This is a genomic window from Chitiniphilus eburneus (assembly GCF_005048205.1).
Lineage (GTDB): Bacteria > Pseudomonadota > Gammaproteobacteria > Burkholderiales > Chitinibacteraceae > Chitiniphilus > Chitiniphilus eburneus.
In genome coordinates this window covers 17,368-36,556 of record NZ_SUMF01000001.1, presented here as the reverse complement: position 1 = coordinate 36,556, position 19,189 = coordinate 17,368, and the positions used below count along the sequence as shown (strand labels likewise).

At 64.4% G+C, this 19,189-nt stretch carries 17 protein-coding genes and 1 pseudogene; 11 read left to right on the top strand and 7 right to left on the bottom strand.

Going from position 1 to position 19,189, the window contains the following annotated elements; all coding sequences use genetic code 11:
• Positions 1-159 precede the first annotated feature (159 nt).
• The 3 genes from FAZ21_RS00155 (at position 160) to FAZ21_RS00145 (ending at position 3,063) form a co-directional block, all read left to right on the top strand.
• Positions 160-1,353 carry a DesA family fatty acid desaturase gene (locus FAZ21_RS00155; protein WP_136771258.1) on the top strand — a complete coding sequence of 398 codons (1,194 nt, stop codon included), beginning with the start codon at positions 160-162 and terminating at the stop codon, positions 1,351-1,353.
• Between the two features lie 244 nt (positions 1,354-1,597).
• On the top strand, positions 1,598-1,951 hold the full coding sequence (locus FAZ21_RS00150) for a RidA family protein (RefSeq protein ID WP_211243323.1): 354 nt from the start codon (positions 1,598-1,600) through the stop codon (positions 1,949-1,951).
• Positions 1,952-1,983: 32 nt separating this feature from the next.
• Complete coding sequence (locus FAZ21_RS00145; RefSeq protein ID WP_136771256.1) at positions 1,984-3,063, top strand: glycoside hydrolase family 18 protein; 1,080 nt, start codon at positions 1,984-1,986, stop codon at positions 3,061-3,063.
• Positions 3,064-3,139: 76 nt separating this feature from the next.
• Here FAZ21_RS00145 and FAZ21_RS00140 read toward each other — a convergent pair whose 3' ends face one another.
• Positions 3,140-3,463, bottom strand: coding sequence for a hypothetical protein (locus FAZ21_RS00140; RefSeq protein ID WP_136771255.1), 324 nt, complete (start codon positions 3,461-3,463; stop codon positions 3,140-3,142).
• Between the two features lie 261 nt (positions 3,464-3,724).
• Here FAZ21_RS00140 and FAZ21_RS00135 point away from each other — a divergent pair, with 261 nt between their 5' ends.
• Entirely contained in the window at positions 3,725-4,270 is a 546-nt protein-coding gene (locus FAZ21_RS00135) for a DUF2087 domain-containing protein (protein ID WP_136771254.1), read from the top strand.
• Positions 4,271-4,341: 71 nt separating this feature from the next.
• On the opposite strand, the gene FAZ21_RS00130 is transcribed toward FAZ21_RS00135, so the two are convergent.
• Positions 4,342-6,111, bottom strand: a complete 1,770-nt coding sequence (locus tag FAZ21_RS00130; RefSeq protein ID WP_136771253.1) for an ABC transporter transmembrane domain-containing protein — start codon at positions 6,109-6,111, stop codon at positions 4,342-4,344.
• Between the two features lie 155 nt (positions 6,112-6,266).
• Here FAZ21_RS00130 and FAZ21_RS00125 point away from each other — a divergent pair, with 155 nt between their 5' ends.
• On the top strand, positions 6,267-7,190 hold the full coding sequence (locus tag FAZ21_RS00125) for a bestrophin family protein (protein WP_136771252.1): 924 nt from the start codon (positions 6,267-6,269) through the stop codon (positions 7,188-7,190).
• Positions 7,191-7,242: 52 nt separating this feature from the next.
• Here the strand turns inward: FAZ21_RS00125 and aceB are convergent, their stop codons facing one another.
• Together aceB and aceA are read right to left on the bottom strand one after the other, a co-directional pair.
• A complete protein-coding gene (gene aceB / locus FAZ21_RS00120) occupies positions 7,243-8,835 on the bottom strand; it encodes a malate synthase A (protein WP_136771251.1) in 1,593 nt (530 codons plus the stop codon).
• Positions 8,836-9,288: 453 nt separating this feature from the next.
• The gene (gene aceA, locus FAZ21_RS00115; RefSeq protein ID WP_136771250.1) at positions 9,289-10,569 is read right to left on the bottom strand and encodes an isocitrate lyase; all 1,281 of its coding nucleotides are present in this window, start codon (positions 10,567-10,569) and stop codon (positions 9,289-9,291) included.
• Between the two features lie 659 nt (positions 10,570-11,228).
• Here aceA and grpE point away from each other — a divergent pair.
• The 5 genes and pseudogenes from grpE to dnaJ all read left to right on the top strand — a co-directional run bounded on the left by grpE (position 11,229) and on the right by dnaJ (position 15,372).
• Positions 11,229-11,762, top strand: coding sequence for a nucleotide exchange factor GrpE (gene grpE / locus FAZ21_RS00110; RefSeq protein WP_136771249.1), 534 nt, complete (start codon positions 11,229-11,231; stop codon positions 11,760-11,762).
• A 136-nt stretch (positions 11,763-11,898) separates the two neighbouring features.
• Positions 11,899-13,827, top strand: a complete 1,929-nt coding sequence (dnaK, locus tag FAZ21_RS00105) for a molecular chaperone DnaK (protein WP_136771248.1) — start codon at positions 11,899-11,901, stop codon at positions 13,825-13,827.
• A 17-nt stretch (positions 13,828-13,844) separates the two neighbouring features.
• A pseudogene (locus tag FAZ21_RS21305) lies at positions 13,845-14,030 on the top strand (four helix bundle protein); the annotation flags it as partial.
• Positions 14,031-14,049: 19 nt separating this feature from the next.
• Entirely contained in the window at positions 14,050-14,199 is a 150-nt protein-coding gene (locus FAZ21_RS20695) for a four helix bundle protein (RefSeq protein ID WP_308418433.1), read from the top strand.
• A gap of 39 nt (positions 14,200-14,238) precedes the next feature.
• A complete protein-coding gene (dnaJ, locus tag FAZ21_RS00095) occupies positions 14,239-15,372 on the top strand; it encodes a molecular chaperone DnaJ (RefSeq protein WP_136771247.1) in 1,134 nt (377 codons plus the stop codon).
• Between the two features lie 66 nt (positions 15,373-15,438).
• On the opposite strand, the gene FAZ21_RS00090 is transcribed toward dnaJ, so the two are convergent.
• Both FAZ21_RS00090 and FAZ21_RS00085 read right to left on the bottom strand, forming a co-directional pair.
• A complete protein-coding gene (locus tag FAZ21_RS00090) occupies positions 15,439-16,212 on the bottom strand; it encodes a DODA-type extradiol aromatic ring-opening family dioxygenase (protein ID WP_136771246.1) in 774 nt (257 codons plus the stop codon).
• 124 nt (positions 16,213-16,336) lie between these two features.
• On the bottom strand, positions 16,337-17,227 hold the full coding sequence (locus FAZ21_RS00085; RefSeq protein ID WP_136771245.1) for a glycoside hydrolase family 16 protein: 891 nt from the start codon (positions 17,225-17,227) through the stop codon (positions 16,337-16,339).
• A gap of 271 nt (positions 17,228-17,498) precedes the next feature.
• On the opposite strand from FAZ21_RS00085, the gene FAZ21_RS00080 reads away from it, so the two are divergent.
• Positions 17,499-17,933 carry a PilZ domain-containing protein gene (locus FAZ21_RS00080; protein ID WP_169307186.1) on the top strand — a complete coding sequence of 145 codons (435 nt, stop codon included), beginning with the start codon at positions 17,499-17,501 and terminating at the stop codon, positions 17,931-17,933.
• Between the two features lie 26 nt (positions 17,934-17,959).
• Here the strand turns inward: FAZ21_RS00080 and FAZ21_RS00075 are convergent, their stop codons facing one another.
• Positions 17,960-19,156 carry an MFS transporter gene (locus FAZ21_RS00075; RefSeq protein ID WP_136771243.1) on the bottom strand — a complete coding sequence of 399 codons (1,197 nt, stop codon included), beginning with the start codon at positions 19,154-19,156 and terminating at the stop codon, positions 17,960-17,962.
• Between the last annotated feature and the right edge of the window lie 33 nt (positions 19,157-19,189).

The following is a 19,189-nucleotide window of genomic DNA, read 5'->3' as shown; positions in this document are numbered from 1 at the left end:
CCCACACCCATTCCGACGAACGTCGGGAACCCGGCATTATCACCATCGATCAATCCCGCCGAGCACGTTAACCAAATATTGATTAATATCAACTCCCTGCGCGCACCCTCTAGGTAGTTTCGGCGCGCGAATAGTTTGCATTTACGGAGAATCCGAAGCATGAACTGGCTTAATGGCGCCATCGACCTGCCCTGGTGGGGCTACATCGTGGTGACCCTGGTGCTGACGCACATCACCATCGCGTCCGTCACCATCTACCTGCATCGCCATCAGGCGCACCGCGCCATCGACCTGGGGCCGATCCCCAGCCATTTCTTCCGGTTCTGGCTGTGGCTCACCACGGGCATGGTCACCAAGCAATGGGCGGCGATCCACCGCAAGCACCACGCGCGTTGCGAAACCGCCGAAGACCCGCACAGCCCGCAGGTTCTGGGCATCAAGAAAGTGATGTGGGAGGGCGCCGAGCTGTATCGCGCCGAATCCAAGAACACTGAGACCATGGAGAAATTTGGCCATGGCACGCCGGACGACTGGCTGGAGCGCAACATCTACAGCAAGCGCAGCGCCATGGGCCCGACGCTGATGATGATCATCAACCTGTGCCTGTTCGGTGCCAACGGCATCTGGATCTGGGCGATCCAGATGATCTGGATTCCGTTCTGGGCGGCCGGTGTGATCAACGGCATCGGCCACTACTGGGGCTATCGCAACTTCGAATGCGAGGACGCCTCCACCAACCTGGTGCCCTGGGGCATCATCGTGGGCGGCGAAGAACTGCATAACAACCACCACACCTTCGGCACCTCGGCCAAGTTCTCGTACAAATGGTTCGAGTTCGACATCGGCTGGGGCTATATCCGCACGATGGAAATCCTGCGCATGGCCAAAGTGCGTCGCGTGGCACCGAAGATGAAGACCGCCGAAGTACGCCCCGAGCTGGACGAACACGCGCTGGCCGCCATCGTCGCCAATCGCTACGCCGTGGCCGCGCACTACGCCAAGTCGCTAAAACTGACGGTTTCCGAAGAGCTGGACAAGCTGCGCGGTTCCGCGCGCCTGCCGCATTTCGACTTCAACGTCGCGCGCCAGATGAAGCTGTGGCTGAAGCAGGACGCCAAGGACACGCCGGTGAACGACAAACCGCACCTGGATCAGTTGCTGGCGCAGAGCAAGACGCTGGAACAGGTGTACCAGATGCGCCAGGAACTCACCCGGCTGTGGGAGCGTTCGTCGCTGTCTCGCGCCGAACTGGTCAAGCATTTGCAGGACTGGTGCTTGCGCGCCGAAGCCAGCGGGATCAAGGCGTTGCAGGATTTCTCGCTGCGCCTGCGCTCGGTGGCCGCCGTGCACTGATCGCGCGATATGCGATGACAAGAAGCCGGGCATTGCCCGGCTTTTTGCTTTGTAGCGCGCTGCAAACCGGTTCGGTAGTGGGTGAAACGGTCTGGTTTCCGGTTTGCGCATTACCCCGGCGCGGACGATCATGACAGCATCGTCCGCTCGCCATTTGTGTCTTGGTTGGCATGGTTGAGCGCAATTCAAGCAAGGCGAACCTTACGAGGTTCCCCTTATCATGGGCCTACCCGAGGAGCACGCCATGTCCACCAGTATCCAGCGCTATCACATCGGTCCCCGCCTGGCCGAGATCGTCGTACACAACAACACGGTCTATCTCGCCGGGCAGATCGCGGAAACGCTCGACAAGGATGCTCGCGGGCAAACCGAGGAAGTCCTGGCCGCCATCGAACGCCTGCTGAACGAAGTGGGTTCGGAAAAGCAGAAGATCCTTTCCGCCACGATCTACCTGGCCGACATGGCCGACTACGACGCGATGAACGACGCCTGGTCCGCCTGGGTGGTGCCGGGACATACCCCCGCGCGTGCCACCGTCGAGGCGCGGCTGGCCGATCCGCGCTATCGCGTCGAAATGGTCGTCATCGCCGCGCTTTGAGTCAGCGCACGTAATCAATTCAAGGAGTTGTGATGTCCAGCAAACCGATCCTGCTCGCCTATTTCGCCGGCTGGAAAGCATGGGAACACCTCCCGCTGGAGCGTGATGCCCAGCGGCTGACCCATATCTGCATAGCTTTTGCCAACATCGTTGGCGACGGGCAAGTGGCGTGGTTCAAGGGCGACGACGGCCACCCCGTCGATCCGGCGCCGCATGCCGAGCGCCTGTACCGCATGCGCGAGATCAACCCCGACCTCAAGCTGTTGATCTCCATCGGCGGCTGGGCCGCGGACGGTTTCTCCGACGCAGCGCTGGACGCCGGCACCCGCGAGCGGTTCTCGCAGGCTGCCATCGAGTTCATGAAGTTGTACCAGCTCGACGGTATCGATCTCGACTGGGAATACCCCTCCAACGACATGTCCGGCATCAAGGCCCGCCCTGAGGACAAGCGCAACTTCACGCTGATGCTGGCCGACCTGCGCCAGCGGCTGGATGCACTGTCCGACGCCGAGGGCCGCAAAGGGAGCGATCGATACCTGCTGACCATCGCAGCCGGCGCCGGACAGTACTACCTGGATGGCGTGGAAATGCCCGAAGTCGCGCGCCTGTGCGATTTCGTCAACCTGATGACCTACGACTTCTACAACGGCTGGGCCACCCGCGCCGGTCACCACACCAACCTCTACAACACGCCCGTCGATCCCAGTGGCGACAGTTGCGCCAAGTCGGTGAAGCTGTTCCTCGAAAACGGCCTGCCACGCGACAAACTGGTGCTGGGCTGCGCATTCTATGGCCGCAGCCTCAAGGGCGTCGGCAACGCCGGGCTGGGTGCGCCGGGCACCCCCAAGAGCAATGGCGGCTACAGCTACAGCGAAATCGCCGCGTTGCTGCGAGCGGGGGATGGCCGCACGGTGCGCCATTGGGACGATGATGCCAAGGCCCCGTGGCTGCTGGTCGATGGCGACCAGTTCGTCAGCTACGAAGATGTCGAATCCATTGGCCTGAAGGCCGATTTCGTCAAGCGCGAAGGGCTGGCCGGGGCATTCTTCTGGGAATACACCGAAGATGCCGACGACCAGTTGCTCGCAACCTTGTGGCAGAAGCTGGGCTGATTCATCGGCCTGCTGAAAAGCCGTCCGCAAGGACGGCTTTTTGCATTTGGACGCTCGATGATGCCCGCCCAGACGGCTATTCCCCCTGTTCCACCCACGCCTCCTCCGCCGCATCGCGGTGCCAGTGCCGCCAGCCATGGCGATAGGCATGCTGGAGATAGGGCCCGCGCAGCACGCGTGCCGAAGTGTCGCTCCCGCAGTCGATCCCCAGCAGATAGGCCGCCTGCGCCCATGCCGCCACGCGGGTGGACGGTTGCCGCGCCAGTTGGGCATCGGCCAGTACGGCGGCGTGTTCCAGCGACTGGGCGCGTACCAGGAAGCAGGTGTCCTGCCCATCCGGGCCGCCGTTGAAAGGGTCGGGCGTATCGTTACCCCAGCGGATGATTTCATACAGGTTCAAGTGTCTTTCTCCACGAACGTGCGGCCCCATTGCGCCGAGCACGGATCATAACCTCGTACCGACGCGGCGGCGGTTGCCTTGTATCCCGCCCACCGCGCATACTTCGCCCTGGTCGGCAGTTCACCCAGGCGTCGCCACTCCGCAAGGAGCGCTAAACCTGCCATCGCAACACCACATCTTCCGACGCGCGATCCGTGCCGCGTCGGCAAGGGCGACCCCCGACCCCTGTCCTGCAGGGCTGGCACACATCGAGGATTGAACGTGTCCAGAACGCAACTTCCCTACGTCGCCGACGACATCTCGGCGCTTTCCCGTTCGCTGGTCAGACAGTTGAACCAGCTCGACCACCTGCCCGGCCATGTCGAGATGCTCAACCTGCTCGCTGGCGCGGCGGGCTTTCGCAACTTCCAGCATTGGCGCGCCGCCCGCCAGGCCGCCGACGCGCTTGCCGCACCGGCGCCGCTGACGCCGGAGATCGACTACACGCTGGTGCGGCGCCTGCTGCGCTATTTCGACGCGCAAGGCAGGCTGCAAGCGTGGCCGGGCAAGCACAGCCATCGCGCGCCGTGTCTGTGGGTGGTGTGGTCGCACCTGCCGCCGCGCCAGGCCATGAGCGAGCGCGAGATCAACGACGCCATCCGCGCGGTGGAAACGCTGGGCGATCATCTGCTGCTGCGGCGGCAGATGGTCGACGATGGCATGCTGACGCGCACGCCCGACGGTGCGGTCTACCGGCGCGTCGAGCAAGCGCCGCCGCCGTTGGCGCGGGCGCTGCTCGCCGTGCTGGCGGGCAACGCCGCGACGTAATGCGAAACGGGAGGCAAATGCCTCCCGTTTTTTCTTGACGATCCGGCGCGCCGAGCGGGCCGGCCGCCAGGTCAGCCGCCCACCGGGCCCTCGGCGAACTGCAACGCCGCCAGCCGCGCATAGAGCGGCGAACTATCCAGCAGCGCGGCGTGCGTGCCCTCGGCGACGATGCGGCCGTGTTCCAGCACCACGATACGGTCCGCCTGTTGCACGGTGGCGAGCCGATGCGCGATCACCAGGGTGGTACGGTCGTGTGCGGCGTTGTCCAGCGCCTGCTGCACCGCGCGTTCGCTGGCGGCGTCGAGCGCGCTGGTGGCCTCATCCAGCAGCAGGATCGGCGGGTTCTTCAGGATGGCACGGGCGATGGCGATGCGCTGGCGCTGTCCACCGGACAGCCGTACCCCGCGCTCGCCCAGAAAGGTGTCGTAGCCCTCGGGCAACGCGTCGATGAAGTCGGCCGCGGCGGCCATGGTGGCGGCGGCATGCACCTCGGCGTCGCTGGCGTCCAGCCGGCCGTAGCGGATATTGTCGGCCACGCTGCCGGCAAAGATCACCGATTCCTGCAACACCACACCGACCTGCGCGCGCAGGTCATGCAAGGCAGCATCCCGCGTATCGATGCCATTGAACACGATGCGCCCGCCTTGCGGATCGTAGAAACGCAGCAGCAGCTGGAACAGCGTGGTCTTGCCAGCACCGCTGGGGCCGACCAGTGCCACGTGTTCGCCGGGGCGGATATGCAGCGACAGCGCATGCAACGCCGGCGTATCGGGGCGCGACGGATAGGCGAACTGCACCGCGTCGAAGCGGATGCCGTCGCCCTGGTGCGGCAGCGGTCGCGGCGCGGTGGCGTCGGCCACCGGCGATTGCAGCGCCAGCAGTTCCATCAGCCGCTCGGCCGCGCCGGCGGCGCGTTGCAGGTCGCCCCACACCTCGGCAATGGCACCGACCGCACCAGCGGTGACCACTGCGTAGAGGATGAACTGCGACAGCTCGCCCGCGCTCATGCGGCCGTCCATCACCGCCTGGGCGCCCAACCACAGCACGAATACCACGGCGGCGAATACCAGCAGGATCACCACCGCGGTCAGCCACGAGCGGGCGCGCACCCGCTGTAGCGCGGCGGCATAGGCGGATTCCACCGCGCGGTCGAAGCGCGCCGCTTCGTGCGGCTCGCGGGTGAACGACTGCACCGTGGGCATCGCATTGAGAATCTCGCCAGCCAGCGCGCTGGCATCCGCCACCTTGTCCTGGCTGGCCTTGGACAATCGCCGCACCCGTCGGCCGAACACCAGGATCGGCGCGATCACCGCCAGTAGCGTCGCCAGGATATAGCCGGCCAGCGCAGGGCTGGTGACGATCAGCATGGTCAGCCCGCCCAGCAGCAGGAAGGCGTTGCGCAGGCCCATCGACAGACTGGTGCCGACCACGGTCTGGATCAGCGTGGTGTCGGTGGTCAGGCGCGATAGCACCTCGCCGGTCTGTGTGGTTTCGAAAAACTGGGGGCTCATGCGCAGCACGTGGTCGTAAACGGCACGGCGCAGGTCGGCGGTGGTGCGCTCGCCCAGCCACGACACCCAGTAGAAACGCAGCGCGGTGGCGATGGCCAGCACCACCGATACCGCGAACAGCGCGATGAAGTAGCGGTCGATATGCCCGCGGTTACCGGCGGCGAAGCCCAGGTCGATCAGGTGACGGAATGCCACCGGTAGCGCCAGCGTGGCACCGGCAGCCACGGCCAGCGCGGCGAAGGCGGCGATCCAGCGGCCCAGGTAGGGCCGCAGGAACGGCAGCAGCCCGAGCAAGGGGGTGATGCGGCGGGCAGGGGAAGTCTCGGACATGGCAACCTGGTGTGGGGTTGAGGGACGCCCTGGGGCGATTCACCCCAGATGAGGGTGCATCCCGGCTTTTGCCAGTGCGGGCGTATCAAGCGGTAACCCGACTTACACGGTCGCATGGCTAGAATTGCGCTCCCACTGCATTTCAGCGCCATTCGATGATCGTCCGCCCGCCGCAACACTGGTTGTTCATGGTTTTCACCTGGCGTGGCTCGGTGCTGTCGTCCATCCTGCCGCGTCTGGGGCTGAACCTGGCCTTCGCGTTGCTGGTGGTGGCGTTGCACGGCTGGTTCGAGGGCTTCGGCCTGCATCTGTCGATCGGGCCGTTCAGCCTGATGGGGATCGCGCTGGCAATCTTCCTGGGTTTTCGCAACAACACCAGCTACGACCGCTTCTGGGAGGCGCGCAAGCTGTGCGGCGGTGTGATGGTTCATACCCGCTCGCTCTTGCGGCAGGCCATCGCCATGACCGGCCGCGCGCCGGACGACGTGCGCATCGTCCACTTCGCCGCGCTGTTGCAGGCGTTCGCCTTCGCGCTCAAGCACCAGTTGCGCCAGACCGATCCGGCGGCGGACCTGGCGCGCCTGCTGCCCGCACCCGTGGCGGCACGGCTGATGACAGCACAGTTCGTGCCGGCAATGCTGCTGCGCGAACTGGGGCTGTGGCTGGCGGAGGAACGCGCCGCCGGGCGCCTGAGCGAGATCCTGTGGCAGTCGCTGGATGCCAACCTGGATCGACTCTCCGACATCCTGGGCAGTTGCGAACGCATCGCCAGCACGCCGCTGCCCTATGCCTACAGCGTGCTGTTGCACCGGACCATCTACCTTTATTGTTCGCTGTTGCCGCTGGGCCTGGTCGACAGCATCGGCCTGCTGACACCGCTGATCTCGGTGTTCGTCGCCTATACCTTCATGGCGCTGGAATCCATCGCCGGCGAGCTGGAAACGCCGTTCGGCACCGAGCCCAACGATCTGGCGCTCGACGCGATCTGCCGCACGGTGGAGCGAACGCTGCTGGAAATGACCGACGCGCCGCAACTGCCGCCGCCGTTGCAGCCGGATGCGCAGTACATTCTGACCTGACGCCATGAAAAACGGCGCCCCGAAAGGCGCCGTTCCGTGATGCCGGTGGCGATCAGATCTTCTCGTACAGCGGCAGCGTGAGGAACTCGGCAAAATCCTCGCTGGTGCTCATCTGCTCGAAAATCTGTGCCGCCTGGGTATATGGCACGCGGTTGAAGGTGTCGTCGCCGTGTTCGGCGCGGATCGCGTCGAGCACCTGCGGGATCATGCCGCGCACCATCTCGGCGGTGACCTTGCGGCCATCGTCCAGCACCCCCTTGGGCGAGCGGATCCATTGCCACACCTGACTGCGGCTGATTTCGGCGGTGGCGGCATCCTCCATCAGATTGTGGATCGGCACGCAGCCGTTGCCGGCCAGCCACGAGCCCAGGTACTGGATGCCGACGTCGATGTTCATCCGCAGACCGGCCTCGGTGATCGGCTGCTCGGGCTGGAAATCCAGCAGATCGGCGGCGCGGGTGGTCACGTCGTCGCGCTGCTTGCCGAACTGGTTGGGCGCGTCGCCCAGCACCTTCAGCCATTCCTCCATCGCGATCGGCACCAGCCCGGGGTGCGCCACCCAGCCGCCATCGAAGCCATCGTTGGCGTCGCGGGTCTTGTCGGCGCGCACCGCGGCCATCGCCTTGTCGTTGGCCTCGGCATCGTTCTTGATCGGAATCAGCGCGCTCATGCCGCCGATGGCGGGGGCGCCGCGCTTATGGCACGCCTTGACCAGATTCAGCGCGTAGGCGCGCATGAATGGCACGGTCATGGTGATCTGGGCGCGGTTGGCCAGGCAGAAATCGCGATCGGTCTTGAACTTCTTGATGCAACTGAAGATGTAATCCCAGCGCCCCGCGTTCAGCCCGGCCGAGTGCTCGCGCAACTCGTAGAGGATTTCTTCCATCTCGAACGCGGCGAGGATGGTCTCGATCAGAACCGTGGCCTTGATCGTGCCCTGAGGGATACCCAACTCGTGCTGCGCCGCGACGAAAATGTCGTTCCAAAGCCGCGCTTCCAGATGGCTTTCCATCTTGGGCAGGTAGAAATACGGGCCGCTGCCCCGTGCCAGCAGCTCCTTGGCGTTGTGGAACAGGAACAGCGCGAAGTCGAAGATGCCGCCCGACACGCGCGTGCCATCGACGGTGACGTGCTTCTCGTCCAGGTGCCAGCCGCGCGGACGCACCACCAGCGTCGCCACCTTGTCGTTCAGGCGGTACTCCTTGCCGGCTTCGTTGCGAAAGGAAAGGGTGCGGCGGATCGCCTGCTTGAGGTTGATCTGCCCCTGGATCTGGTTCGACCAGTTGGGCGTGTTCGAATCCTCGAAATCCGTCATATAGCTGTCGGCACCGGAATTGAGCGCATTGATGATCATCTTGCGCTCGACCGGCCCGGTGATCTCCACCCGGCGCAGCGCCAGGTCGGCCGGCACCGGCGCGATGCGCCAGTCGCCGTCGCGCACGGCCTGGGTCTCGGGCAGAAAGTCGGGGCGGCGGCCAGCGTCCAGCTCGGTCTGGCGGCGCACGCGGGCGGCCAGCAGTTCCTGGCGGCGTGCTTCGAAGCGGCGGTGCAGCATGGCAACGAAGGCCAGCGCATCGGGGGTGAGGATCTCGGCGAATTCGGAGGTGATTTCAGCGTTCAGTTCGATGCCGGGGGACAGCGTCATAGTGGTCTCCTGGATAATGGCGACACGCCATACGGGGCGCGCATCGCTAGGAATATTAGGGCAGCCGCGCTTTGGCGGCTGGCGCGGGCCATTCTTGCCTGCGGCGTTTACTGCGGCTGCCGACGCCGGGAGATACGGCGTCGGCGCTCCCTCTCATGGCGGGAACAGGTGGCGAACGATCCACGCGACGGACGCGGGATATGCCGTCGGATCGCTCGCCACATCGGGTACAGCCGGGAAGGCCATCCGATGGAGTGGATGCCTTCCACGCCCCAGGCGGCGCGGCCCGGCTTGCGGGTGGGCCGTGTCGCACCGCCTGGGACGGTACTACCTGGAACTCAAGAGCTGCTAGCAAAACCCAGCGAAGCGGTCCTGGCAAGAAGCGCGAAACGTAGACAGGACGTGTAGTACGGCAAGTTTGCGCGCCGCCGCCAGGAAGGTTTCGTTAGCGGCTCAGTGGAACTGCTCTTCCTCGGTCGAGCCGGTCAGCGCCGTGGTGCTCGACTGGCCTTGCTGGATCGTCTGCGTTACCGCATCGAAGTACCCGGTGCCCACTTCGCGTTGGTGTTTCACTGCGGTGAAACCACGCTCGGCGGCGGCGAACTCGGCCTGTTGCAACTCGACGAAGGCAGTCATGCCCGCACGGGCATAGCCGTGGGCCAGGTTGAACATGCCGTAGTTGAGGGCGTGGAAGCCGGCCAGCGTAATGAACTGAAACTTGTAGCCCAGCGCACCCAGTTCCTTCTGGAAACGCGCGATAGTGGCGTCGTCCAGGTTCTTTTTCCAGTTGAAGCTCGGCGAGCAGTTATAGGCCAGCATCTTGCCGGGGAACTTGGCGTGGATCGCCTCGGCGAACTTGCGCGCATACTCCAGGTCCGGCTTACCGGTCTCGCACCAGATCAGATCGGCGTACGGTGCGTAGGCCAGGCCGCGGCTGATGGCCTGCTCCAGGCCTGGCTTCGTGCGATAGAAGCCTTCGGGGGTACGCTCGCCGGTGCAGAACGGACGGTCGTTGGCGTCCACGTCACTGGTCAGCAGGTCGGCGGCCTCGGCGTCGGTACGGGCGACCAGGATGGTCGGCACGCCCAGCACGTCGGCGGCCAAGCGCGCGGCCACCAGCTTTTCCACTGCCTCGCGGGTGGGCACCAGCACCTTGCCGCCCATGTGGCCACACTTCTTCACGCTGGCGAGCTGGTCCTCGAAGTGCACACCGGCGGCACCGGCTTCGATCATGCCCTTCATCAGCTCGAAAGCATTGAGCACGCCGCCGAAGCCGGCTTCGGCATCGGCCACGATGGGGGCGTAGTAATCGATGCTGTCGTCACCCTCGGCGTGGCTGATCTGATCGGCACGCTGGAAGGTGTTGTTGATGCGGCGAACCACCGCCGGCACCGAATTGGCCGGATACAACGATTGGTCCGGATACATCTCGCCGGCGATATTGGCATCCGCCGCCACCTGCCAGCCCGACAGATAGATGGCCTTCAGCCCGGCCTTTACCTGCTGCATGGCCTGGTTGCCGGTCAGCGCGCCCAGCGCGTGGACATACGGCTGCTCGTGCATCAGGGTCCACAGCTTCTCGGCGCCACGACGTGCCAGGGTGTGCTCGATGTGTAGTGTTCCCCGCAGCCTTTCAACATCCGCTGCCGTATAAGCGCGCTCTATACCTTTCCAGCGCGGATTCTCGCGCCAGTCCTGTTCGATTTGTGCAATGCGTTGTTCCCGCGTGGTCATGGCTTTCTCCCGCAAAAAAGCTGGCCTTGAGGCCGGGTTGTTCGATCGAGGCAAGCTGGCCTCCGTGCACCGCAACACAATGCGGCGTCGCACCATAACAATGTAGTTGCGCGAAGATGACTACAAGTTGGGGAATGCACCTAGCGCGATGTTTGATTGCCGAACGGCACAGCGCAGCCCCTCGCGGCGGCGAGGGTAGGGAGTGGATTCAAACAGGGAAGGGCCGCTACGTGCATACCATTGACCTGTAGCGCCCGGCTTTGCCGGGGGCCTGCTTCGACTTGCGCACCATCGTAGCCTGCCACCCGGGCCAGGGCCTCGCGGCGGCGAGGGTAGGGAGTGGATTCCAACAGGGAAGGGCTGCTGCGTGCGTACCATTGACCATGTAGCGCCCGGCCTTGCCGGGAGCCTGCTTCGACTTGCGCACCATCGTGGCCTGCCACCCGGGCCAGGGCCTCGCGGCGGCGAGGGTAGGAAGTGGATTCAAACAGGGAAGGGCCGCTGCGTGCGTACCATTGGCCATGTAGCGCCCGGCCTTGCCGGGAGCCTGCTTCGACTTGCGCACCATCATGGCCTGCCACCCGGGCCAGGCCCTTGAAATGTGCCGCCCCGCGCCCATCTTGGGCACAGCAATGAATCTGGAACGGAGTGGCAAGGTTATGAGCGAACAGAACGATCTGAACGAACAACAAGAAAACCAGCAGCAAGACCTTCAGCAATTCGAGGACGCGGAGGCCGCGCAGGACGAACGCATGGCCGTGGTGGCCGCCGAGTTGGACAAGGCACGCCAGGACGTGTTGTACGCCAAGGCCGAAGGCGAGAACATCCGCCGCCGCGCCGCCGAGGAAGTGGACAAGGCCCGCCGCTTCGCCGTCGAGAAATTCGCCCGCGAACTGATGGCGGTGAAGGACGCGATGGAAATGGCGCTGCTGGACCAATCCGGCAACTTCGAAGCGCTGAAGATGGGCGTCGATCTCACCCACAAAGCGCTGGTGAGCGCGTTCGAGAAATTCGAGCTGACCGACATCGCGCCCCAGGCCGGCGACAAACTCGATCCCAACCTGCACCAGGCGATCTCGGTGGAGCCGTCGGCGCAGGAGCCGAACACCGTGGTGCGCGTGCTGCAAAAGGGCTACCTGCTCTCAGGCCGCGTGCTGCGCCCGGCCATGGTGATCGTGGCCGCGCCGCAGTAAGCATGTTGCCGCCGGATTACCGCCGCATGAACGGCGGTGCTTGAAAACCCGGGCGGCATCCCCACTTGCGCATCAAGGTTATTTGAATTCAACGCCGCGGCTCCGCCAGCGGCTCGGAACAAGAGGACAGAACGACATGGCAAAGATCATCGGTATCGACCTGGGCACCACCAATAGCTGTGTGGCCGTGCTGGAAAACGGCCAACCCAAGGTCATCGAAAACTCGGAAGGCGCGCGGACCACCCCGTCGATCATCGCTTACCAGGAAGACGGCGAAATCCTGGTCGGCGCCCCGGCCAAGCGCCAGGCGGTGACCAACCCGAAGAACACCCTGTACGCGGTGAAGCGCCTGATCGGTCGCAAATTCGACGAGAAAGAGGTGCAGAAGGACATCGACTTGATGCCCTACACCATTTCCAAGGCCGACAACGGCGACGCCTGGGTGGAAGTGCGTGGCGACCGCAAGGCTCCGCCGCAGATCAGCGCCGAAGTGCTGCGCAAGATGAAGAAGACCGCCGAGGACTACCTGGGCGAGGAAGTGACCGAGGCCGTGATCACGGTACCGGCCTACTTCAACGACAGCCAGCGCCAGGCCACCAAGGACGCCGGCCGCATCGCCGGCCTGGAAGTGAAGCGCATCATCAACGAGCCGACCGCGGCTGCGCTGGCCTTTGGCCTGGACAAGAAGGAAAAGGGCGATTCCAAGATCGCCGTGTATGACCTGGGCGGCGGCACGTTCGACATCTCGATCATCGAAATCGCGGATGTCGATGGCGACAAGCAATTCGAAGTGCTGGCCACCAACGGCGATACCTTCCTGGGTGGCGAAGACTTCGACCAGCGCATCATCGACTACATCATCGGCGAGTTCCAGAAGGAACAGGGCATCAACCTGAAGCAGGACGTGATGGCGCTGCAACGCCTGAAGGAAGCTGCGGAAAAGGCCAAGATCGAGTTGTCGTCGTCCAGCCAGACCGAAATCAACCTGCCGTACATCACGATGGATGCCACTGGTCCGAAGCACCTGGTGCTGAAGATCACCCGCGCCAAGTTCGAATCGCTGGTGGAAGACCTGATCGCCCGCTCCATCGAGCCGTGCCGCATCGCGCTGAAGGATGCCGGCCTGAAGGCTTCCGACATCGATGACGTGATCCTGGTCGGTGGCCAGAGCCGCATGCCGATGGTGCAGGACAAGGTAAAGGAGTTCTTCGGCAAGGAAGCCCGCCGCGACGTGAACCCGGACGAAGCCGTGGCCGTCGGTGCCGCGATCCAGGGCGCCGTGCTGGGGGGCGATCGCAAGGACGTGCTGCTGCTGGACGTGACCCCGCTGTCGCTGGGTATCGAAACGCTGGGTGGCGTGCTGACCAAGCTGATCAACAAGAACACCACGATCCCGACCAAGGCATCGCAAGTGTTCTCCACCGCCGACGACAACCAGAACGCGGTGACGATCCACGTGTTGCAGGGCGAGCGCGAAAAGGCGTCGGCCAACAAGAGCCTGGGCCAGTTCAACCTGTCGGACATCCCGCCCGCACCGCGCGGCGTGCCGCAGATCGAAGTGACCTTCGACATCGACGCCAACGGCATCCTGCACGTGAGTGCCAAGGACAAGGCCACCGGCAAGGAAAACAAGATCAAGATCCAGGCATCCTCCGGCCTGTCCGAAGAGGAAATCCAGCGCATGGTGCGCGACGCCGAACTGAACGCCGAAGAAGACAAGAAGTTGTCCGAACTGGTGGGCGCGCGCAACCAGGGCGATGCGATGATCCACTCGGTGAAAAAGTCGCTGACCGAATTCGGTGACAAGATCGCCGCCGACGAAAAGACCGCGATCGAAACCGCGATCAAGGAACTGGAAGACGTGGTGAAGGGCGACGACAAGGAAGTGATCGAAGCCAAGACCAACGCGCTGATGCAGGCCAGCCACAAGCTCGCCGAACAGATGTACGCCCAGCAAGGCGGCGCCGAAGCGGGCGCGGCCGGCGCGGCGGGTGGCGAAGCCGGCAAGGGCGAGGACGGCAACGTGGTCGATGCCGAGTTCACCGAGGTGAAGGACAACAAGTGAGACGTGAGGAGTGAGGGGTGAGGCGTAAACACCACGACCTGCTGGCCTGGCAGTCGGCCATGCGGCTGGTCGAGGCAGTCTGCGCCTTCACCTCCACGCTCTCGCGTGATGAAGCTTTCAACTTGACCAGCCAGATGCGACGCGCGGCCGTTTCCGTGCCGAGCAACATCGCAGAAGGTGCCGCCCGGATGACCCAAAAGGGAATTCGGGCATTTTCTTGGCATCGCGCGTGGCTCGCTCAGCGAGCTGGAAACCCAGTATTTGTTTGCGTGTCGGCTGGAACTGGCGCAACCGTCTCACTCTCTGGAGGAAGGTCTGAATGAAGTGTTTGGTTTGTTGAGTGGCCTGATTCGCTCGCTCAAGCGCGAATAACGGTACACCTCACACCTCACGCCTCACACCTCACACTCAATGTCCAAAAAAGATTTTTACGACATCCTCGGTGTCAATCGTGATGCCAGCGACGAAGACATCAAGAAGTCCTATCGCAAACTGGCAATGAAGTACCACCCGGACCGCAATCCGGATAGCAAGGAAGCCGAGGAAAAATTCAAGGAGGCCAAGGAGGCCTACGAGATTCTTTCCGACGCGCAAAAGCGCGCCGCGTACGACCAGTACGGCCATGCGGGAGTGGACCCGCAGGCGGGGATGGGCGGCGGCGGCTTTGGCGGCGGTGGCTTTGCCGATGCGTTCTCCGATATCTTCGGCGATATCTTCGGCGGCGGCGGCCGGGGCGGTGGCGGACAGCGTTCCAACGTCTATCGCGGGGCGGACCTGCGCTACAACATGGAGATCACGCTGGAAGAAGCCGCGCGCGGCGTCGAAAAGCAGATCAAGATTCCCTCGCACGAAGAGTGCGATACCTGCCACGGCAGCGGCGCCAAGCCCGGCACCGAAGCCAAGACCTGCCATACCTGCAACGGCCACGGCCAGGTGCGCGTATCGCAGGGCTTCTTCAGCATCCAGCAGACTTGCCCCACCTGCCACGGCAGCGGCAAGTACATCCCCGATCCTTGCCGCACCTGCCACGGCACCGGCCGGGTGCAGACCGCCAAGACCCTGGCGGTGAAAATCCCCGCCGGTGTGGACGAGGGTGATCGCATCCGCCTGTCCGGCGAGGGCGAGCCCGGCGTGAACGGCGGCCCTCCGGGCGACCTGTTCGTGGTGGTTCACCTCAAGCCGCACGGCGTATTCGAGCGCGAAGGCAACGACCTGCACTGCGAAATGCCGATCGGCATCGGAACCGCCGCGCTGGGGGGTGAGATCGAGATTCCCACGCTGGAAGGCAAGGCGCGTATCAGCATCCCGGCTGGTACTCAGACTGGTCAGGTGTTCCGCCTGCGCGGCAAGGGCATCCGTGGTGTACGTACCGCCATCACCGGCGACCTGATGTGCCACGTGGTGCTGGAAACGCCGGTCAACCTGACCAGTCGCCAGAAGGAGCTGCTGAAGGAGTTCGAAGAGATCAGCCAGGGCGATGCGGAAAAACACAACCCGCGCGCCAAGTCCTTCATGGACAAGGTGAAGGCGTTCTTTTCGTCCTGAGGGGCGATGGCCGCAAAAAAAGGCTGGACGATTCCGTCCAGCCTTTTTGCTTTGCGGTTGCCGCCGTTACCCGAACCGGTACACGTCCATCGCCAGCACCCGGTCCGTTACCTCATCGTGCAGCCGGGTTACGCGCTCGCCTTCGGCGGCGCCCAACGCCACGAACAGGGGCAGCAGATGTTCCTCACTGGGATGTGCGCGTTCGGCATGCGGCGCGTGGCGGCGATAGTCGAGCAGCGCACCCAGGTTGCCGGCATCCAGTTGTCCGTGCATCCAGTCCTGGAATGGCGCCACATAGTCGGGCGACACCGGTTCGGGCCCAAAAACATCGTGCAGGTTGTGCGTCATGCTGCCGCTGCCGACGATCAGCACCCCGCTGTCGCGCAGGCTGCGCAGGGCCTGGCCCAGGTGGTAATGCCAGGCGGGGCCCTGGCGCATGTCCAGCGCCAGTTGCACCACCGGGACATCGGCCTTGGGATACATCACGCGCAGCGGCACCCAGGCACCATGATCCAGCCCCCGGGCGGGGTCCGTACGCGGCGTGAAGCCATGATCGGTCAGAGCCTGGAACACTTCGCGGGCCAGGGCGGGATCGCCGGGGGCGGGGTATTGCAGCGCGTACAACGCGGGCGGAAAGCCGCCGAAATCATGGATGGTTTCCGGTTCCGCCACGGCGCTGACGGCGCTGCCGGTGGCATGCCAGTGGGCGGATACCATCAGCACGGCGCGCGGACGCGGCAGGTCCTGGCCGATTTGCGCCCATGCCTTGCCGGCGTTGCCGGCATCCAGCGCCAGCATCGGCGAACCGTGAGAGACGAAAAAGGTGGGCAGGCGGGTCATGGCAAAGCTCCAGTGATGGGGTCGCGAAGCGACTTTTGCCTGGAGTATGCCGCCGCCGATTTATGGGATAAACCGGCGGCAACAGGATAGTTTGTCCTGTTTTTCGGGGTAGACCCGCAGAACGCTACAAGTTGCAGGGTGACGGCAGGCCGCGCGTGGGCACGGTATCGCGGAACGGCACCTTCGCGCCGCGCAGCGTCTTCACCTGCTCGTTGACCTGCGCCGGTGTGAGCATCTCATCCTTCACGTGCAGGACCCAGTCCACCTCCTGCTGGTACTCGCGGCGTGCGGCACCGAGCGAAGCCAGGCCGGTGAACCACAGGTTGAAGTTGATCGACATCGGCACCTCCGGGTAGTAATCGCCCCCGTGCCGGGCAAAGGGCTTGCCGTCGAGGAAATAGTTCACCTGCTGGCCGGCGATGGTCAGCACCAGCGTGTGCCAGCCCTCCTGGCTGCCGGCCACGCGGTCGTACTGATTGTCCTTCCAGAAATTGGGCGCGGGGATGAAGGTCTCCCAGGTGGTGGCGTAGAAATACGCACCGTTGCTGCCCCAGCCGCCGTTGGGCAGATACTCGAAATCGGCCTCGCTGTAGTCGGGGTCCTTGGGTGCCTTCAGCGGACTGATCAGATAGAAGGTCTCGACGATGGGGTCGCCATCCGGCCCGCTCACGGGTGCATCGTGAAACCGTACCCGCGCCGCGTAGGTGCCTTCCAGGTACTTGCGGGCATGGCACAACTGCGCCTGCCGCGTACCCTTGGCGGTGCCGTCGGTGGCGGCGCGCAATTGCAGCAGACGGTTGTTCTTGTCAGCCGGATCGGCGATCACGCGCACGCCATCGGCCCAGAATTGCGCGCCTTCCACGCCGGGCCAGCCACTCCCGGTACGCACGATCCAGCCTTTGGCGGCCATCGCCTGGCGATCCGTGTATTGAAAATCATCGAAAAACAGTTTGGGTTCGGCGTGGGCCAGCGGAGCGAGCGTGGCCAGCAGCACCAGGGCAGGTAATGCGCGCATGGGGATTCCCTCTTTGTCGCGTGAGCGGCGGCTCGGCACGGTGGCAATTGCGCCCGAACGGGGTTTCATGGCTCGATTCGGCTTGGCGTGGCGGTGACCGCGTTGCTCTGTTTGTTGGATTCCGGCCGTACGATGTATGGATTTTGTGAGCCGGACGGCCCACCGCAGGCGGGCCCATGCGGTTATAGCGCGTGGGCCGAACGATTGCCATGCACCGGGCGCATGGCGGTCAGTCCTATAATGCATGGCTACTTGCCCGATGGATTTACCCATGGAAAAAGGAATGCCCAATCTCTTCCTGCCCGGCCTGGACGCCGCCGATCCCGATTGGGCGGAGCAGCGCCACGAGGCACGCTTCCTGGTGAACTGGCGGGTGGCCATCGTTTACGAAGAGCGCGAGCAACGGCTGTCTTTTCGTGGCAGGGCTTTCGATATCTCCCATGGCGGCTTCAGCCTGCATTCCGATTTCAGCCTGCCGATGTCCGACAAGGTGACGGTGCTGATCTCCATCCCGGCCGTGAGTGCGGGCCAGCGCCCCAAGGTGGTCGAGGTGAAGAGCCGGGTGATCTACACCGTGCTCTCCAACGAATTCGGCCTGTTCCGCACTGGCGTCCAGTTCGTCGAGTTCAAGGCCGATGGCCGCGAATCGCTGGACTTCCATCTTTCCTACCGCAATCCCGCGCCGCAGCGGATGCGGCAGGAGTAGCGCGCCGGCGGCGCGCTCCTGCCGCCTCAGGCGGCTTCCCGCCGGGCGATGCCCGCCCAGGGGCGGCGCGTCAGCCATAGCGCCGCCACGCCCAGTCCCAACGTCAGCCCCAGCGCGATACGGGCCACCGCATACCAGCCCAGCGCTTGATATACCCAGCCCGCCAGCCCCGCGGCCAGTGCCACCAGGCAGAAGGTGAAGAGTTCGTTGGCCGATTGCAGCCGCGCACGGGCGGCTGGCGGGCTTTGGGCGATCAGCGTGCTGCCGCCCATGTACATCAGGTTCCAGCCCAGCCCCACCAGCAACAGCGACAGGTGGAAATGGTTCAGTGTCAGGCCGGCCAACGCCATCACGCAGGCCACCAGATTCAGCAAGCCGCCTGCCACCGCGATACGCGGCGCACCGAAGCGGGCGATCAGGCGGCCGGTGATCAGCGAAGGCGCGAACATACCCAGCATGTGCCACTGGATCACGCTGGCGGCGTGTACCGGCGTAAAGCCGCAGCCGGCGATGGCCAGCGGGCTGGCCACCATCATGAACATCATCAGCGCGTAGCCCCCGGCGCAGGCCAGGATGCCGCCCATAGCGGGGGGAGCGGCCAGCACGTCGCGCCAGCGCGGACGCTCGGCAGCGGCCACCACCGGTGGAGGCGCGGGCAGGCGTGTCAGCGCCAGCGGCAGCAGTGCCAGCAAGGCCATCAGCGCCATGCCGATGAAGCTGCCGGCGTACAGCACACCGGGAATCCGGTCCACTGCATAGCCTCCCAGCAGCGGTCCGGCGAAGGCGGCCAGAATGCCACCGCTCAGCACCCACGCCATGGCCGATCCCTTGTGCGCATCGGGCGCGCTTTCCGCCGCCGCATAGCGGTAGTACAACGAAGTGGCCTGGTAAAACCCCTGCAACGGCGCCGCCAGGCAGAACAGCGCGAACGACTGCGCGAACAGCGCCGCCACGCAGGTCATCCCGCCCAGCAAGCCGATCACCGCGCCCAGCGCGAACACCTTGCGATAACCCAGGCGCGCGATCAGCCGTGGCACCACCAGCGTGGCCAGCGCAGTGCTGGCGGTGATCAGCAGATAAGGTACGGTGGCCAGCGCCGGCCATGGCGCCAGCCGCGCCCCGACCAACCCGCTGAACGAGATACCGGTGGCCGTGGCCGCCATGTAGCAGAACTGGCATAGTCCGAGCAGCCACGCGTTTTGTCTGGCGAATGCTGGCTTCATGTTTATTTGTCCTATGACGAAATATTGTTGATT

Bases quoted from the DNA above. Each gene is read 5' to 3' on its own strand.
- FAZ21_RS00145 (WP_136771256.1), top strand. From the start codon at position 1,984: ATGTCCAGCAAACCGATCCTGCTCGCCTATTTCGCCGGCTGGAAAGCA.
- grpE (WP_136771249.1), top strand. From the start codon at position 11,229: ATGAGCGAACAGAACGATCTGAACGAACAACAAGAAAACCAGCAGCAA.
- FAZ21_RS00080 (WP_169307186.1), top strand. From the start codon at position 17,499: ATGGAAAAAGGAATGCCCAATCTCTTCCTGCCCGGCCTGGACGCCGCC.
- FAZ21_RS00085 (WP_136771245.1), bottom strand. From the start codon at position 17,227: ATGCGCGCATTACCTGCCCTGGTGCTGCTGGCCACGCTCGCTCCGCTG.
- aceA (WP_136771250.1), bottom strand. From the start codon at position 10,569: ATGACCACGCGGGAACAACGCATTGCACAAATCGAACAGGACTGGCGC.
- FAZ21_RS00130 (WP_136771253.1), bottom strand. From the start codon at position 6,111: ATGTCCGAGACTTCCCCTGCCCGCCGCATCACCCCCTTGCTCGGGCTG.
- aceB (WP_136771251.1), bottom strand. From the start codon at position 8,835: ATGACGCTGTCCCCCGGCATCGAACTGAACGCTGAAATCACCTCCGAA.
- FAZ21_RS00150 (WP_211243323.1), top strand. From the start codon at position 1,598: ATGTCCACCAGTATCCAGCGCTATCACATCGGTCCCCGCCTGGCCGAG.
- FAZ21_RS00125 (WP_136771252.1), top strand. From the start codon at position 6,267: ATGATCGTCCGCCCGCCGCAACACTGGTTGTTCATGGTTTTCACCTGG.
- FAZ21_RS00155 (WP_136771258.1), top strand. From the start codon at position 160: ATGAACTGGCTTAATGGCGCCATCGACCTGCCCTGGTGGGGCTACATC.
- FAZ21_RS00075 (WP_136771243.1), bottom strand. From the start codon at position 19,156: ATGAAGCCAGCATTCGCCAGACAAAACGCGTGGCTGCTCGGACTATGC.
- dnaK (WP_136771248.1), top strand. From the start codon at position 11,899: ATGGCAAAGATCATCGGTATCGACCTGGGCACCACCAATAGCTGTGTG.
- dnaJ (WP_136771247.1), top strand. From the start codon at position 14,239: ATGTCCAAAAAAGATTTTTACGACATCCTCGGTGTCAATCGTGATGCC.
- FAZ21_RS00090 (WP_136771246.1), bottom strand. From the start codon at position 16,212: ATGACCCGCCTGCCCACCTTTTTCGTCTCTCACGGTTCGCCGATGCTG.